At 52.2% G+C, this 15,047-nt stretch carries 13 protein-coding genes; 9 read left to right on the plus strand and 4 right to left on the minus strand.

The genetic code is table 11. The annotated features are described in order from the left end of the window. Positions 1–4: 4 nt before the first annotated feature. Genes amyA through fliD form a run of 4 tightly spaced genes read right to left on the minus strand, consistent with a single transcriptional unit; the run spans position 5 to position 3,796 of the window. A complete protein-coding gene (gene amyA, locus AK59_RS0108660) occupies positions 5–1,492 on the minus strand; it encodes an alpha-amylase (protein ID WP_029882572.1) in 1,488 nt (495 codons plus the stop codon). A gap of 52 nt (positions 1,493–1,544) precedes the next feature. After that, entirely contained in the window at positions 1,545–1,919 is a 375-nt protein-coding gene (gene fliT, locus AK59_RS0108665) for a flagella biosynthesis regulatory protein FliT (protein ID WP_013096006.1), read from the minus strand. Further along, positions 1,919–2,329 carry a flagellar export chaperone FliS gene (gene fliS / locus AK59_RS0108670; RefSeq protein WP_023622487.1) on the minus strand — a complete coding sequence of 137 codons (411 nt, stop codon included), beginning with the start codon at positions 2,327–2,329 and terminating at the stop codon, positions 1,919–1,921. The genes fliT and fliS overlap by 1 nt, the downstream gene beginning before the upstream one ends. Positions 2,330–2,344: 15 nt before the next feature. After that, the gene (gene fliD / locus AK59_RS0108675) at positions 2,345–3,796 is read right to left on the minus strand and encodes a flagellar filament capping protein FliD (protein ID WP_013096008.1); all 1,452 of its coding nucleotides are present in this window, start codon (positions 3,794–3,796) and stop codon (positions 2,345–2,347) included. Positions 3,797–4,176: 380 nt separating this feature from the next. Here fliD and AK59_RS0108680 point away from each other — a divergent pair, with 380 nt between their 5' ends. The 9 genes from AK59_RS0108680 to AK59_RS0108720 all read left to right on the plus strand — a co-directional run bounded on the left by AK59_RS0108680 (position 4,177) and on the right by AK59_RS0108720 (position 14,934). Next, the gene (locus AK59_RS0108680; protein WP_013096009.1) at positions 4,177–5,013 is read left to right on the plus strand and encodes a flagellin FliC; all 837 of its coding nucleotides are present in this window, start codon (positions 4,177–4,179) and stop codon (positions 5,011–5,013) included. Positions 5,014–5,177: 164 nt separating this feature from the next. After that, positions 5,178–6,596, plus strand: a complete 1,419-nt coding sequence (locus AK59_RS0108685) for a hypothetical protein (protein WP_029882573.1) — start codon at positions 5,178–5,180, stop codon at positions 6,594–6,596. Between the two features lie 27 nt (positions 6,597–6,623). Then, a complete protein-coding gene (locus tag AK59_RS0108690; RefSeq protein WP_029882574.1) occupies positions 6,624–9,959 on the plus strand; it encodes an O-linked N-acetylglucosamine transferase family protein in 3,336 nt (1,111 codons plus the stop codon). A 3-nt stretch (positions 9,960–9,962) separates the two neighbouring features. After that, on the plus strand, positions 9,963–11,117 hold the full coding sequence (locus tag AK59_RS0108695; RefSeq protein ID WP_013096012.1) for a DegT/DnrJ/EryC1/StrS family aminotransferase: 1,155 nt from the start codon (positions 9,963–9,965) through the stop codon (positions 11,115–11,117). Between the two features lie 12 nt (positions 11,118–11,129). Next, a complete protein-coding gene (locus AK59_RS0108700; protein WP_013096013.1) occupies positions 11,130–11,828 on the plus strand; it encodes a WbqC family protein in 699 nt (232 codons plus the stop codon). A 1-nt stretch (position 11,829) separates the two neighbouring features. Then, a complete protein-coding gene (locus AK59_RS0108705) occupies positions 11,830–12,792 on the plus strand; it encodes a glycosylase (RefSeq protein ID WP_028028148.1) in 963 nt (320 codons plus the stop codon). Next, entirely contained in the window at positions 12,786–13,751 is a 966-nt protein-coding gene (locus AK59_RS0108710) for a hypothetical protein (RefSeq protein ID WP_029882575.1), read from the plus strand. Before AK59_RS0108705 ends, AK59_RS0108710 begins: the two co-directional genes overlap by 7 nt. Beyond that, positions 13,748–14,200: a GNAT family N-acetyltransferase gene (locus AK59_RS0108715; protein WP_029882576.1), complete on the plus strand. Its 453-nt coding sequence runs from the start codon at positions 13,748–13,750 to the stop codon at positions 14,198–14,200. The genes AK59_RS0108710 and AK59_RS0108715 overlap by 4 nt, the downstream gene beginning before the upstream one ends. Next, positions 14,197–14,934 (plus strand): class I SAM-dependent methyltransferase, encoded by a 738-nt coding sequence (locus tag AK59_RS0108720; RefSeq protein WP_023622419.1) that lies wholly within the window; start codon positions 14,197–14,199, stop codon positions 14,932–14,934. Before AK59_RS0108715 ends, AK59_RS0108720 begins: the two co-directional genes overlap by 4 nt. Positions 14,935–15,047 lie beyond the last annotated feature (113 nt).

The raw sequence follows: 15,047 nt of genomic DNA on the forward strand, positions 1-15,047 counted from the left end.
AATACTACAATGCATCCTCAATCACCCACACGCTCACGCTTCCGCCTTTGCAGGTAAATGTCCCTTCGCCATCCGCTGCGGTGGTGACCGTTTCTTCACGATTGCCGAGAAAATCACGCCAGATTTTGTTCCCGTAGTTTTCCCCAAGGCAGATCACCTTCTCGCCATCATCACCGTTGGACATCACCACCACGCAACCGGGATCCTCTTCCGTGCCACTGCGGCTGAATGCGATGCAGTTAGGGTGGTCAAAAAACAGCGTCTGCACGCCGTGGGCAAAGCGCTGACGGGCGAGGATCAGCTCGTGCAGTTGCTCAATCACCGGCATATCAATGTGGTAAGTTTCACCGTCTCCCCCGGTATCGTCATAGCTTGCGCCAAAGAGATCGGGATAAAACACGCTCGGCACGCCATTTTCCCGCAGCAGGATCAGCGCATAGGCCAGCGGTTTAAACCAGGCTTCCACCGGGGCTTCAAGCGCCTGCAACGGCTGGGTGTCATGGTTGGCAACCAGCGTCACCGCATGGAACGGATCGGCCTCCACCAGCGTGCCGGTGAAAATCTGGCTCATGTCGTAGTCCCGCCCCTGACGCGAGGCCTCGTGGAATTTCATCTGCAGGGGGGCATCAAACAGCATCGTTTTACCCTCGACCTGGTTAATATAGGCCTGCAGTTTATCCACCTCGTGCGACCAGTATTCCGCGACGATAAACAGCGGTTGCGTTGCCACTTCCTGGACGTGTTCAATCCACTCCTTATAGAACCAGGCGGGGATGTGTTTGACCGCATCCAGGCGGAATCCGTCGCAGCCGGTTTGTTCCATGACCCAGCGCGCCCAGTACTTGATCTCCTCCGTCACGGCATGGTTACGGAAATCGATATTTTCGCCCATCAGATAGTCGAAATTACCCATTTCGTCATCGACCTGATCGTTCCAGCCTTCGCCGGTGTAGTCATTGACGATTTTGAAGATGCCATCCTCATCGGGGTTTTCGATGTGGTCGATGCCGCTAAAGCATTTGTAATCCCAGACGAACTGCGAATACTGTCCGGCGCGGGCAGGGAAGGTGTAACGGGTCCAGGCTTCGCACTCGATGATCTCATCATCGATTTGCGTGCGGTCCTGTTCGTTCACACGCTGAACGCGAACGTGCTCTTTCTCATCGGCGCCCATTTTGTGGTTAACCACCACATCCAGCAGCACCGCGATGTTATTGCTTTTGAGCGCATCAATGGCTTCCAGAAGCTGGGCTTTATCACCGTATTTGGTGGCAACACTGCCTTTCTGGTCAAACTCGCCGAGATCAAACAGATCGTAAGAATCATACCCGACCGAGTAACCGCCCGATGCGCCTTTATAGGCTGGCGGCAGCCAGATCATATTGATGCCGATTTCGTTAAGATTGGGGGCTAATGCCGTGACCTCTCGCCACAATTCACCGCCTGCAGGGTAATACCAGTGAAAGCATTGTAACAGGGTGGGGTTTTTCATCGTCCGTGCTCCAGAAGCCGTTTGGCTGACTTCTGGAGTATGGATGAAGAAATCATAATTGTGTGTCGCGGGTCAAACTTTCTGGATAAAGAATATTCCCTGACAGCTTTCCATAGGTTGATGTGATGGATTGCTGTTTACCGGTTTGATCAATGAGGCTGCGCAGTTCGTCCATGCGTGTGGCAAGCAGCATTTTGAGCTCGGTCTCGTTTTGCAGAACCTTCTCGAGTAGAAAACGTGCCTGCTCAATCTGGGACGGATGTGCCTCCGAAATAGGGTTTTTGGAGATATTCTCTACCAGCTGAACATAAGATATCTCAAGGGTAATGAGCTCGTCCCAGAGACCGGAACGAGCATGTTTTAACATGGTAAGGCTGAGGTTATAGAGGGCCTGCCAGTTATCAAGAGCGGACGCTGGATTATTCATCAATAGATATCCTGAGAAGAAGGACCATTGGGACCAATTTGTTTCCACGCATCCGCAATGTTATTGAGCAGCGCTTCGACCTCTACAATCGCCTCCACGTCGTTACGCAGATTTGCATGCAACAAACGTCTGACCATGTACTCGTACAGCGCGGCAAGGTTGCCCGGCAGTTCACTGTCGATCTCCATATTCAGACCGGCTTTTAACCCGTTATCGATAATATTGATCGCCTTCGATAAGGCTTCGCCTTTTTCGGTGATTTTACCTTCGTCCAGGAAAAGACGGGCGCGGACAAGGGCACTCAGTGCCCCGTCAAACAGCATTACGACAAGTTGATGCGGACTGGCACTCAGCACCGCGCTTTCCAGCCCGACCTGCTGATAAGCTCGGGCGCCATTTTGTGCATACATATACGTTCCTTACGACTAAGAACTGAACTGCTGTTTCAGGTAGGTGGCCGTGTTATTCAGTTTACTCATCATGGTATCAAGACTGTTGAACTGTGCTTTATAACGGGCCATCGTGGCTTCGATGCTCGCTTCCATTGCGTCGTAGCGCTTATCCAGGGTTTTCAACGTGCTGTTGATACCGTCAGTCGCGCTTTTGATGATCCCTTCTTTACCGGTGGTTGTGCTCAGCATGGCGGTCAGGGTATTGCCCATCTGCGTGGCCAGACCGGTTGTTTTGCCATCGCCAATAAAGTAGGCCTGCACCGCTTCCGGGCTGTCGGTGAGCGCTTTTGTCAGTTTGGCATCGTCGATTTTCAGGTTACCCATTGAGCCGTCAGCGCCCACGGTAGGATCCTGGGTGATACCGAGCTGGGCCATGATCGCGTAGGAGCCAGACTGGACCACGGTCAACATATCGCGCAGCTGTGACTGTACAGAACGCACGGTGTTGTCACCCAGCAGCGCACCGTTGCTGGCGGACTGATCGGCACCGGCTTCCACCTTCACATACTTGGTGATGCTGGCGATGGTCGACTGCAGGGAGTTGTAGGCGGTAACCCAATCCGTGACGGCTTTTTTTGTGGCATCGGTAGAGCGGGTAACATCTAAATTTTCGCTCTTGGTGCTTTCTGCCTTCAGGGTGAGGGTTACGCCCGGCAGCGCGTCATTAATTGTGTTGGTCGAACGCTCAATGTCGATGTCGTTGATGGTAACCAACGCATTTTGTGACGCGGTTTGCTGATTCATCGCGCCGGTATTCGTGGATGAGTCGTAGCTGATAATGCCTTTTAAGGTGTCGTCACCGGTCACTGTCACCGTCATGTCATTGGCCGTGCCAGTGGTTTTCGAGGACAGCATCAGGGTGTACTCGTTGTCCTTCGACTTCACTACCGTTGCCGTGACGTTGCCGTTAGCCTTGTTAATCGCGCTGGCAATACCGTTCAGGCTGGTGTCGCCGTCAGCAAGATCGACGGTCAGCGGTTTGGTGGTGCCTGGCTGGCTGATGGTGATGGTACGCGTGGTACCGGTAGTCGCTCCCAGCTGCGCGGTGGCACTGGTCTGGACGGCAGAGGTTAATACCTGAGCTTTCGCCAGCGATTTAACCTGTACGCTATAGGAACCAACCGCTGCACCGGCCGTGGTGGTGGCGCTGAAGGCGGTGTTGGTCGAGCCAATAGACGCCGCGTTCCAGGTGTCCGTTTTTCCCAGGGCTGCAGTGGCGGTATTCAGCGACGTCATTGCACTTTGCAGCTTACTGAACGCACTCAGCTGGGCATTATAGGACGTCTGCTGATTGGTGATGGTGTTCAGCTTGGTTTTTTCAGCCGTTTCGAGGTTGTTATACAGTGTTGCCAGATCCAGACCTGAACCTACGCCCAGACTCGTAATAGTCGCGCCTGAAGAGAGAGTGATTGAGCTACTCGCCATTTTTTTATTTCCTTTAGCCAATGGTAGTTTCAGGTAGTTATCGGCGACTTATGCAGATAGTTTACGTTTCAGGTAAAAAAATTATCGGCTGAATAGCGCTCAACCTTACGGCCATATAGCACTATTGGCGCGTGAGAGACATATATAAAAGAAAAACGCGGGAAGAATAAAATGTGAAAACGATTCCTGAAAAATAGCGTTTCTGATGGTGCTTTGAGTAGACCTTAATAACTATAAATTCATTAAAATCAATCAGTTAATAATTTTTTGACGAAATTTCTAAAGTCTTATTCAGACCCGTCGATAACTTTCATGACGGTGAGAGACGCCGTGAGTGTTAAGGCACCGACCCTAGAAACCATTTTTGAAGGAATTAAATTATGGCAGTTATCAATACTAACCTGTTGTCCCTGACCACTCAGAACAACCTGAACAAATCTCAGTCTTCTCTGGGCACTGCTATCGAGCGTCTGTCCTCTGGTCTGCGTATCAACAGCGCGAAAGATGACGCTGCTGGCCAGGCGATTGCTAACCGCATGACCTCCCAGGTTAAAGGTATGACCCAGGCGGCGCGTAACGCCAACGACGGTATCTCCCTGGTTCAGACTGCTGAAGGTAACCTGAACGAAATCAACACCAACTTACAGCGTATTCGTGAGCTGTCTGTTCAGGCTGCTACCGACACTAACGGTTCTTCTGACCTGACTTCTATCAACACTGAAATCAAACAGCGTCTGGCTGAAATCGACCGTATCGCGGGCGCAGCTAACTTCAACGGTAAGAAACTGCTGGACGGTTCCGTATCTACCGCGCTGAAAATTCAGGTTGGTGCAGGTACTTCTTCTAACGACACCATCTCCATCGACAGCAACGCGCTGATCAACGCCACCTCTGGTACCCTGAGCGCTGGCCTGAGCACTGCAATCTCTGATAACGCCTCTGCACAGGCTGTTATCTCTGCTGCTGACGCTGCAATCGCGAAAATCGATACCGCGCGTTCTAACATGGGTGCGATTCAGAACCGTTTCGAATCTACCATCAACAACCTGAACAACTCTATCAACAACCTGTCTGCTGCTCAGTCCCGTATCCAGGACGCTGACTACGCTACCGAAGTTTCCAACATGTCTCGCGCGCAGATCCTGCAGCAGGCTGGTACTTCTGTACTGTCTCAGGCAAACCAGGTTCCACAGGCAATGCTGTCTCTGCTGCGTTAATCGCCGCGCCTGTTTCACAAAAGGTTGCTGGAAACAGCAACCTTTTTTTTTGCCCGTCAGACAATCTCCGAAATAAGCCATTATTCCCGGGGGTGTTCCTTCCATTATCCCGGATATTCCCTTGTACGATGGGTAAGAATCGCAATCTTACTAAGAGAATCGGGATGAACAAGTTCGAGCGTACACGATCGCTGCATCAGTTTTACCGTGACGAATTTTCACGGTTAATTTTCCTGCCGGAAACGGATGCATTGCCTGCGCATATCGTTACCGAAATCCTGCATTATAAAAATTCCGATATTGTCACGCTCGAACCCCAGATCATGGAAGCCATGACCGATCTGGATGCAGACAAAGAACTCGCCGTGAAGCGCATGCTGTGCGCGATTGCTGCTGCAAACGCCGCGTTTGATTTTAAAAATGAAGGGAAGCCCACGCCATTTTCAAAAGAGATGAGCGACACCATTACCGGCTGGGTGGTAGAGGCGCTTCAACACGACAACAGCATTAATCTACTGGTGGCGGGTATTCAGGTCTTCTTCCGCATTAACGAAATTGACGCCGCCTTATTCCTGATTTCTAACTACTACGCGGTGGTGAGTCCATCCCCAACCGTGATGAAAATATTGTTGTTGGTTTGTCTGATGGAAGATGATTTTAATCAGATGCAGACGCTTATCCAGCAGCTGACCGCCAATCCTGAAAATATTGGTGAAGACGCGTTAACGATGCTGATGATCGTCACGGGCATTCATAAGCTGGGTGGCTGTCCCGAATCGTTCATCGATTTTTCCGCCCTGAAAATGCCTGATTATGAGCCTGATTTTTCGCACTACGAGTGGCTTCTTCCGGCGGAAGAAAACGGAAAAACCACGGTTCTGGTGGCGTGCGACAAACGTTATTACTTCGATCATGCCCTGACGCTGTTAGGGTCTGTCTACCACACCAACGGCGATGGGCTTAACGTTCACCTGCATCTTTATAACCCGGATGATGAGACAAAGGCGCACGTTAATGCCCTGCACCAGCGTTTTCCGGGCATGGTGATATCCGCGACGGCCGAAACCATTACGCCTGTTTTTGGTATCAACGTCTGGTATGCCTCAAGACGCTTTGTCTTCCTTAGCTATGCGCTGAGCGTATTCTCGTCACCGATCATGGTGCTTGATGCGGATTGTCTGGTGCGTAAGAACTGGTCGGATATTGAGCCACATCTCCCGAAGAGTGAGATTGTCCTCTCTTACAGCAACGGCGCGCCGCCGTGGGAGCAGGTGCCTGCGGGCTTTGTCTATACGGTCCCTGGCACGCTTTCGCGTAAATACCTTTCGCTTGTCGCCACCTTTATTGACTGGAACTTACGCCGCGGTAATGCGGAGTGGTTCCTTGATCAGGTCGCGCTGTCGGTCTCACTGGATGCCCTTCCGGCGATAGAACAGATGGCCATTCATCGCGAGCCGCTGGAGAAACTGATCGACATTCGTTACACCGACGACACGTTCAGCTGGACCGTGACCACGCAAAAATCAGGCGGCGAAGCGTACCAGAACTATAAAGCTGCGATGCAACAAACCTATTTTGGCTAACCACTGAACTCATGGAACTTTCTCTGTATGTTGTATCCAGATAATCGATTCACGCTATCCAGTCTGCAGGCTGCCGCTGCTCTGTATCAGTTTCCTGCCGGGGCGCCTGAAAATGCGCGCGTCCTGGATTTAGGCTGCGGACAGGGAGATGTGTTGTTATCCGCTGCGCTGGCCTGGCCGGATTGTGTCGGGATAGGGATTGATAGTAACGAAGAGGCTGTTTTAGCAGGGCAGAGGCAGGCGCAGCGTCTGGGTATCGCCAATATCGAACTGGTTGCGGCGGGTCTTAACGATGTGCTGAGCGTGTCGCCGGGTGAATTCGATTACATTCTGATCCGCGGGGACTTTATTCCTGCTGGCATGCCAGAGCGTGACGCGCTGTTACAGTGGTGTCGTCGTCATTTGGCGGCGCGCGGCATGATTGCCATTCATCAAACCTTTACCCCGCCTGAGTCCGCGGCGCAATATGTCCAGGATGCGCTGGCTTTCCATGCACGTCTTGCGGGCCGGCCAGAAGAGCAGGTGGCGTTTGCTCGCGGCATGCTCAGCTATCTGGCAATGACCCAGCCGGAAGGCGAGAACAAACACCATGTGCTCGCGATGGAGCACGTTGACGACGCCACCCTTAGTGAGATGCTGGCAAGCGCCACCCATACCTCCGGGCAGTTTATTCACTTCAACGATAGCCTTTCCGCCTGCGGGTTACGCTACGTGGGAGATGCGCTGCCGCAGTACGAAACGGGTGAAAGCGTTAGCGAGCAAATTCATCAGCTGCACGCTCTGGTCTCATCCGGACAGACGTCGATTGCCGCGCAGCAATATCTCGATTTTGCCGTCAACCGTCGCGAGCGCGTCAGCCTGCTTTCCCGTGATGATGCCGTCAACGCGGCGGCGCTGGATTTTACCCGCCTGAACACGCTGCACTGGGCCGGTGATTTCAGGCGTTACCGCAACGAACGGGGTGAAATTGTTAATGCTCACACCAACGCGGAAGGGAAGTTTTTCTCAACGCTTAATACCACGACCCTGCACATTCTTGATCTGCTTGGCGGCGCATGGCCGCTGAGCCTGTCGTTTGAACAGCTGGTGTTCAACACCCGTCTTCCTGAAAAGGAGGAGGATGTCGCCCAACAGGTACTTGAGTCACTGAAAGATCTGTTTCTCAATCAAATTCCGGGACTCTACTGGGCCGGTTCACCAGGGCCATACAATGTTCAACCGGAACGTGAACTTGCCTTCATTTCACCTCTTCAGGCAGGCGATGACGCCGACGTCACGTTTAATCTGTGGGGCGCGCGCGTCACGCTTAGTCAGGAAGAGCGTGAATTTGCACTTGCAGGGATGGATGTCAATCAGGCCAAAAGCAGCGAACTTTTTTCGGCACTGAAAGCGAAAGGTCTGTTGAAAGGCTCCCCTGAAGCGTGGCGCAGAGCACAGCAGCATTATTTACGCCCGGGGGATGTCGACTATCTCAAACGTAGCATCGATACGCTGTTGCTGCTTAACGTCGGGTCGCAGCAGGGTGGTTTACTGGCTGACGGACAAATAATGGCAGGGGAGAAGGATGAACAGGATCCTGCTATCGATCTCATCTACAAAAACGTCAACGCCCTGATTGCTGCGGGGCTGGCTAAAGACGCGCGCGATTATATCCGCGGACAGATTGAAAACGATCCCCATAACCTGCATACGCTTCGCTGCTATTCCCGCGCCAGCCTGCTGATGGGGGACTGGGATGAGGCCTTGTCGGCACTCGGTCAACTGATGAGCCACTACTCTGCCGGGCAGGATATCTGGTTCGACCTGGCCACGGTGCTGCAGAAAAAGGGTGAGTTGCATTATTCAGCCCGCATCCTCCAGGCGCTGCTGCGGTTGAATAAAAACAACGCGTCATTCTGGAATACGCTGGCGGTGGTGTATCACTCGCGCCGCAACATGGCCATGGCTGAACGCTGTGCCAGAGAGTCTTTGCGCTATAACGCCACGAACCCGCTGCATCTCGCAATGATGGGCATCATTCTGAGTGATAACCAGAAACTGACGGAAGCACGCTATTTCCTTGAAAAATCGCTCGAGTTTGCGCCGGGTGATTTTGACTGTTTCACCAGCTTGCTGTTTGTTCTGACCCACGATTTTTCCGTCTCGCCGGAGGTGCTCTTCGAGCGCCATCTTGCTTATGGCGAGCTGGTGAGCGCATGGGCGAAAAAATTCGACCTGGCGCTGCCGTGGCAGGGTAGCAAGGATCCAGAGCGGCCGCTGCGCGTCGGCTTTGTCTCCGGCGATTTCCGCAACCACCCGGTAAGCCGCTTCCTGCGGCCGTTCTGGGATGGTATGGACCGGGAACAGTTCTCCCTCTACGGCTATAGCACGCTCGATAAAGATGATGCCGTCACGGAGCACTTCCGTAACACCTCGACGAAGTGGTTATCCGTTACCGATCTCAATAACGTTGAGCTGGCAAAACAGATCCACAGTGACGGGATCGATATTCTTTTTGACCTTTCGGGCCATACCACCGGAACGCGGTTACCTGCGTTTGCCTTTAAGCCTGCGCCAGTGCAAATCACCTGGCTGGGCTACCCGGGCACAACCGGGATGACGCAGATGGATTACCGCATTATCAGTACCGGGTTTGTCAGAAATGCGGCGATAGACGCGCAGTTCACGGAGAAGCTGATTGCGATCCCGCTTGATAATTTCTTCGAGCCGGATGCGTCCAGTCCTGACGTCAATACGCTGCCAGCCCTGACGAACGGCTGGTTTACCTACGGTAGCTTTAACCGTCCTAAAAAATTGAACGATCGGGTCTTCGCGCTGTGGGCGCGCATTCTCCAGCATAACGCCACGTCAAGGCTGCTGATTGGTTTTATGGATGATGACGCGATGATCGCCCGCTACCGCAAGAAGCTCAATGCGCTGGGCGTAGCGGATGAACAGCTGATCTTTCGTAAAACCACGGGAATGGAGGCCTACCTGCAGATGCATCACGAGGTGGACATGCTCCTTGACTCCTTCCCATACAACGGAGGCACCACCACCAGCCATGGCATCTGGATGGGCGTCCCGACGCTCACCCTGGCAGGGGCGACCTATCCAGCCCGTCAGGGGCTCGAGATTATGCATATCTACGGGCTGGATGAATTTGTTGCGGAAAGTCAGCAGGACTATTTCGATAAAGCCGTGCGCTGGCAAACCCAACTGGAAACCCTTAACGCCTTGCGCCAGAACATGCGGAGCACGATCCCGACGCAGGGGCAGAGCAATGTGGCGATTCCTTTCCAGCAGGCCCTACGTCAGGCCTGGCGTAAATGGTGTGCTGACGAAGCACCTCACAGTTTCCGGGTAACAGGTACTGAGGATTAACTTATGAAAAATGTCTACGTTACCAGTCCACTTCTTCCGCCACTTGAGGAGTTTATCCCTTACCTGGAGACCTTGTGGGAAAGTAAAATTTTGACCAACAGCGGGCAATTCCATCAGCAACTGGAAGAGGCGCTGGCGGCCTATCTGGGCGTAAAGCATGTCTGCCTGTTCTCTAACGGCACGCTCGCGCTGCTGACGGCGCTGCAGACATTGCGTATTACGGGCGAAGTGATCACCACGCCATACTCCTTTGTCGCCACCTCTCACAGCCTGCTGTGGAATGATTTAACGCCGGTGTTTGCCGATATTGACCCTGTCACGTTTAATATCGATCCGGATCGCATTGAAGAACTGATTACGCCTAAAACAACGGCCATCATGCCGGTTCACTGCTACGGTATTCCGTGCGATATGGAACGCATCCAGAAGATTGCCGATACCTATGGGCTGAAGGTGATTTACGATGCGGCCCACTGTTTCGGCGTCAAACAGGATAACGCCAGCATTCTCAATTATGGCGATCTCTCCGTGCTGAGCTTCCACGCCACGAAGGTATTTAATACCTTCGAAGGGGGCGCCATTATTTGCCACGACGCCAAAACCAAACAGCGCATCGATTATCTTAAAAACTTTGGTTTTGCCGATGAAACCATCGTGATGGCGCCGGGTATTAACGCCAAAATGAATGAAGTGCAGGCGGCCATGGGACTGCTGCAATTAAAGTATATTGACGGTGCGCTGCAGGAGCGCGCGGTGATTTATCAGCGTTACGTTGAACTGCTCGATGCCGCGCTTCCGGCGCTGGAATACATTAAACCGGCCAGTAATATTGAATGGAATTACTCTTACTTCCCGGTACTTATTCGCGCAGATTCGGCGGTCAGCCGGGATGCGATTTATGCGGAATTACGTAAGCATAATATCTATGCCCGCCGTTATTTCTACCCGCTTATCAGCGCCTTCCCGATGTATCGCCACTTCCCGACGGCGAATGTACAACATCTCCCGGTTGCCGATGAAATTTCTCATGCGGTGCTTTGCCTGCCTATCTATCCCGGACTGCCGGTGGCCGATCAGCGTCGTATTATTGAGATTATTCAGGGCTTGTTTATCGATGCTGCTCATGCGGCAGAGCCAGCGCTGGTGGTCAATGGATAGGAAAGGAAACCGATGAAGCTGGCGATCATGCAACCCTATTTTTTCCCGTATTGCGGCTATTTTCAGCTCATGGCGGCCGTTGATGCTTTCGTGGTGTATGACAACATCAAATACACGAAAAAAGGGTGGATTAACCGTAACCGTATTCAGGTTCGCGGTGCGGAGTCGTTAATCTCGCTGCCGCTAAAAAAAGACTCGGACTTTCTGGATATCAGGGAGCGGCAGCTCTCAGCCACATTTGACCGCAACAAGCTGTGCAATCAGATTATCGGGGCGTATCGCCACGCCCCCTCATTTTCTGCGGTAATGCCGGTGGTTGAGGAGATTATTCAGAACCCGGACGAAAACCTTTTTAATTATCTGTGGCAGGGGCTGAACCGGCTGCGGGACTATTTTGGCTTCTCCTGCGAGCTGATTGTCTCGTCCTCATTACCGGCGAATCACGCGTTAAAGTCTCAGGATCGCGTCATCGATATTTGTCAGGTGATGAACGCCCGTACGTATATTAATCCTCCGGGGGGCATGGCGCTCTATTCCCGGGAGGATTTTGTCGACCGCGGACTTGAGCTGAAATTTATCCAGCCGCAGCCGTGGCACTACCCGCATTCTGACGCGGCGTTTATTCCGTGGCTGTCGATTATTGACGTCATGATGTTTAACCCTCGCAATGAGGTGGTTCGTCGCCTCCAGCATGGTTATGAGTTAATTTAATATGTTTACATGGAAAAAATTGGGTAAGGTCTTTACCCCGCAGGAAGTGACCCATCTCCCCTGGCTTAAAGAGTTTGCGCAGGCCCCTGCGACGCTGATCTTTGATGATTTCGTACGCGTCTATTTCTCCTGCCGTCCACCCGCCGATGAACAGGGAAAATATGTCAGCTACTCCGCCTGGGTCGATTTGGCACGTGACGATCTCTTCCACGTGTTGCGCGTCGCCCGCGAACCGATTCTCCCGTTGGGCGGATACGGAGAATTTGACGAATTTGGAACCTATCCCGTCTCCGTAATGCGCGATAACGATGTGGTAAAAGCCTGGTATGCAGGCTGGACTCGCTGCGAATCGGTGCCGTTTAACGTGGCGATTGGCATGGCGGTGAGCCATGACCAGGGGGAAACCTTTGTTAAAGCGGGCCCGGGACCGGCAATTGGCTACTCACCGGATGAGCCGTTTGTGATGAGTGGGCCAAAAATTCGCAGATTCAATAACCAGTGGCAGCTTTTTTATATCGCCGGGCGCAAATGGAAGTGGGTGGATGGCCGCGCAGAGCCGGTCTACAAGATCCGCATGGCGACCTCTGACGATGGCATCAACTGGACGAAGCTGAATAAAGATCTGATCCCCAGCCGTATCGAAGAGGACGAGGCGCAGGCCAGCCCGGATGTCTTTTACGCCAACGGCAAATACCATATGTTCTTTTGCTACCGCTACAGCGCCCATTATCGCGGAAAGCAGAACGGTTACCGCATCGGCTACGCGTGGAGTCTTGATATGATCACGTGGCATCGGGATGACAGTAAAGCTGGCATTGATGTGTCTGCCTCCGGGTGGGATGCCGAGATGATCAGCTACCCACACGTATTTGAACTGGATGGCACTATTTACATGGCTTATCTGGGGGATCAGGTGGGCCGCTATGGCTTTGGCCTGGCACAACTGGAGGGCAAATTATGCTAACCCTGAACTGGCGTAAGCACGGACTTATCTATTCGCCGTCACAGTTTCCTCCTCTGACAAATGGGGTGGGGTTTGCCCAGTCTCCGCAAGCGCTGGTGTTTGATGACTTTGTCCGTATCTTCTTCTCCACGCGTGAGCAAGAAAAGCACTCAGCAAAGTTCATCAGCCGCGTCTGCTATGTGGATATGGATAAATCTCTGCGGGAGGTGCTTCGCATCAGTCCCGAGCCGGTGCTTGCTCCTGCTGAACTGGGCACATTCGACGAGCACGGTATTTTCCCCTGCAACGTTCTGCGTCACGACGGCAAAATCATGGCCTGGACAACCGGGTGGAACCGTCGCGTTTCGGTCTCGGTTGATACGGCCATTGGTCTGGCAGTAAGCACAGACAATGGCGAACACTTCACCCGTGTCGGTACCGGGCCGGTGATGGGCCCCTCATTGCACGAGCCACACTTAGTGGGTGATGCCTTTGTCATCCATACCCGTGAACGTTTCCACATGTGGTACATCTTTGGCACGGGCTGGAAAAAGCGCACGCCGGAATCGGTGCCGGATCGCATTTATAAAATTGCCCATGCGGAATCAGACGATGGCATCAACTGGCAGCGTGACAGCCAGCAAATCATTCCTTCGGTGCTGGGGGAAGACGAATGCCAGGCGCTGCCGACGGTGATTGAAATCAATGGCCGGTATCATATGGTCTTTTGCTTCCGGGAGTGTTTCGATTTCCGTACTGGGCAGGGGCGCGGTTATCGTCTGGGCTATGCCTGGTCTGATGATTTACACCACTGGCATCGTGATGATAGCCAGATGGCGTCGCTCGCGTCCGTGGATGACTGGGACAGCGAAATGCAGTGCTATCCCCATCTTTTCCGCTGCGATGAAAAAGTCTATTTGCTTTATAACGGTAATGCGTTTGGCAAAGCGGGCTTCGGCCTTGCGGAACTGGTGTTATGAATCGCTGGGTGTTTTGTCAAAACCGCGCCTCTCGTGAGGAGATAGTCGAACATTTTAACCGGTGTGACCCGCTATTTATTGCGTCAATCAGCGAAAGAATAGCGTTACAGGACTATGCCCAAAAAATAGTGGCGCGGGCATGGCGAAGCGAAGCCTGGCAAAACAACACCCTCAGAGGACTGGTGGCTGCGTATTATAACGCGCAGCGTCAGCAGGGATTTATTACCAATGTTTCCGTTTTGCCGGACGCTCAGCATTGCGGCATAGGTAGCCAGCTGTTAATTCAAAGCATTGCACATTTACACTCCCTGGGTGTGACTGAAATTAATCTTGAAGTCGATAAGAATAACGTGTCGGCACAACGTTTATATCTAAAGCATGGTTTTACCTTTGGAATAGCAAACGGTTCAAAGATAACCATGACTTTACAGAGAGAGAAAACAACATGACCCTTCGTGATTACAATCTGGAAATCAAAGATACTGCCGATCATCAGTACGCCTATAACTTTGATTTTGATGTGATGCACCCTTTTATGATTCGTGCGTTCACACCGTTCTTTAAGCCGGGTAATTTACTTGAACTGGGTAGTTTTAAAGGTGATTTCACCGCACGCCTGGCTGAAAAATTTAACGCCATCACCTGCGTGGAAGCTTCCGAAGAGGCGATGACCATCGCCCGTGAGCGCCTGGGAAAAAATGTCTCGTTTGTCCATTCCCGCTTTGAGGATGTTCAACTTCCTGAGCGTTATGACAATATTGTTCTCACCCATGTACTGGAGCATATTGACGATCCCGTTAACCTCTTAAAACGCATTAATGATGAATGGCTAACGGATGACGGACACCTTTTTCTGGTGTGTCCCAATGCGCATGCCGCTTCCAGACAGATTGCGGTCAAAATGGGATTAATCTCGCATAATAGTGCGGTGACGGAGGCCGAGTTTCTCCATGGCCATCGTTGCACTTATTCTCTGGATACGCTTGAGAGAGATGCCCGTCTTGCCGGACTGAATGTGGTTTATCGCACAGGTATTTTTTTCAAAGCGCTGGCTAATTTCCAGTGGGATAAACTTTTACAGACGGATATCATCTCGACGCAATATCTTGAGGGCTGCTACGAGTTAGGCCATCAATACCCTGATTTATGTTCAAGCATATTCTTGCTGTGTAAAAAAGGCTGACGTTATTCCTGCTGCAGGATGCATGTTATCCCGACATGCATCGGTAACCCCCAAATAACCCCTTATTTTACCCACTATTCATCCAATTGAACGCCCTGCAGAATCGGATAATC

Source organism: Enterobacter sp. T1-1 (assembly GCF_000710795.1).
GTDB lineage: Bacteria > Pseudomonadota > Gammaproteobacteria > Enterobacterales > Enterobacteriaceae > Enterobacter > Enterobacter cloacae.

Excerpts from the sequence above, each read along its gene's own strand:
- AK59_RS0108705 (WP_028028148.1), top strand. The coding sequence starts at position 11,830 with ATGTTTACATGGAAAAAATTGGGTAAGGTCTTTACCCCGCAGGAAGTG.
- AK59_RS0108700 (WP_013096013.1), top strand. The coding sequence starts at position 11,130 with ATGAAGCTGGCGATCATGCAACCCTATTTTTTCCCGTATTGCGGCTAT.
- fliD (WP_013096008.1), bottom strand. The coding sequence starts at position 3,796 with ATGGCGAGTAGCTCAATCACTCTCTCTTCAGGCGCGACTATTACGAGT.
- AK59_RS0108695 (WP_013096012.1), top strand. The coding sequence starts at position 9,963 with ATGAAAAATGTCTACGTTACCAGTCCACTTCTTCCGCCACTTGAGGAG.
- AK59_RS0108680 (WP_013096009.1), top strand. The coding sequence starts at position 4,177 with ATGGCAGTTATCAATACTAACCTGTTGTCCCTGACCACTCAGAACAAC.
- fliS (WP_023622487.1), bottom strand. The coding sequence starts at position 2,329 with ATGTATGCACAAAATGGCGCCCGAGCTTATCAGCAGGTCGGGCTGGAA.
- AK59_RS0108710 (WP_029882575.1), top strand. The coding sequence starts at position 12,786 with ATGCTAACCCTGAACTGGCGTAAGCACGGACTTATCTATTCGCCGTCA.
- AK59_RS0108720 (WP_023622419.1), top strand. The coding sequence starts at position 14,197 with ATGACCCTTCGTGATTACAATCTGGAAATCAAAGATACTGCCGATCAT.
- AK59_RS0108685 (WP_029882573.1), top strand. The coding sequence starts at position 5,178 with ATGAACAAGTTCGAGCGTACACGATCGCTGCATCAGTTTTACCGTGAC.
- amyA (WP_029882572.1), bottom strand. The coding sequence starts at position 1,492 with ATGAAAAACCCCACCCTGTTACAATGCTTTCACTGGTATTACCCTGCA.
- fliT (WP_013096006.1), bottom strand. The coding sequence starts at position 1,919 with ATGAATAATCCAGCGTCCGCTCTTGATAACTGGCAGGCCCTCTATAAC.
- AK59_RS0108715 (WP_029882576.1), top strand. The coding sequence starts at position 13,748 with ATGAATCGCTGGGTGTTTTGTCAAAACCGCGCCTCTCGTGAGGAGATA.
- AK59_RS0108690 (WP_029882574.1), top strand. The coding sequence starts at position 6,624 with ATGTTGTATCCAGATAATCGATTCACGCTATCCAGTCTGCAGGCTGCC.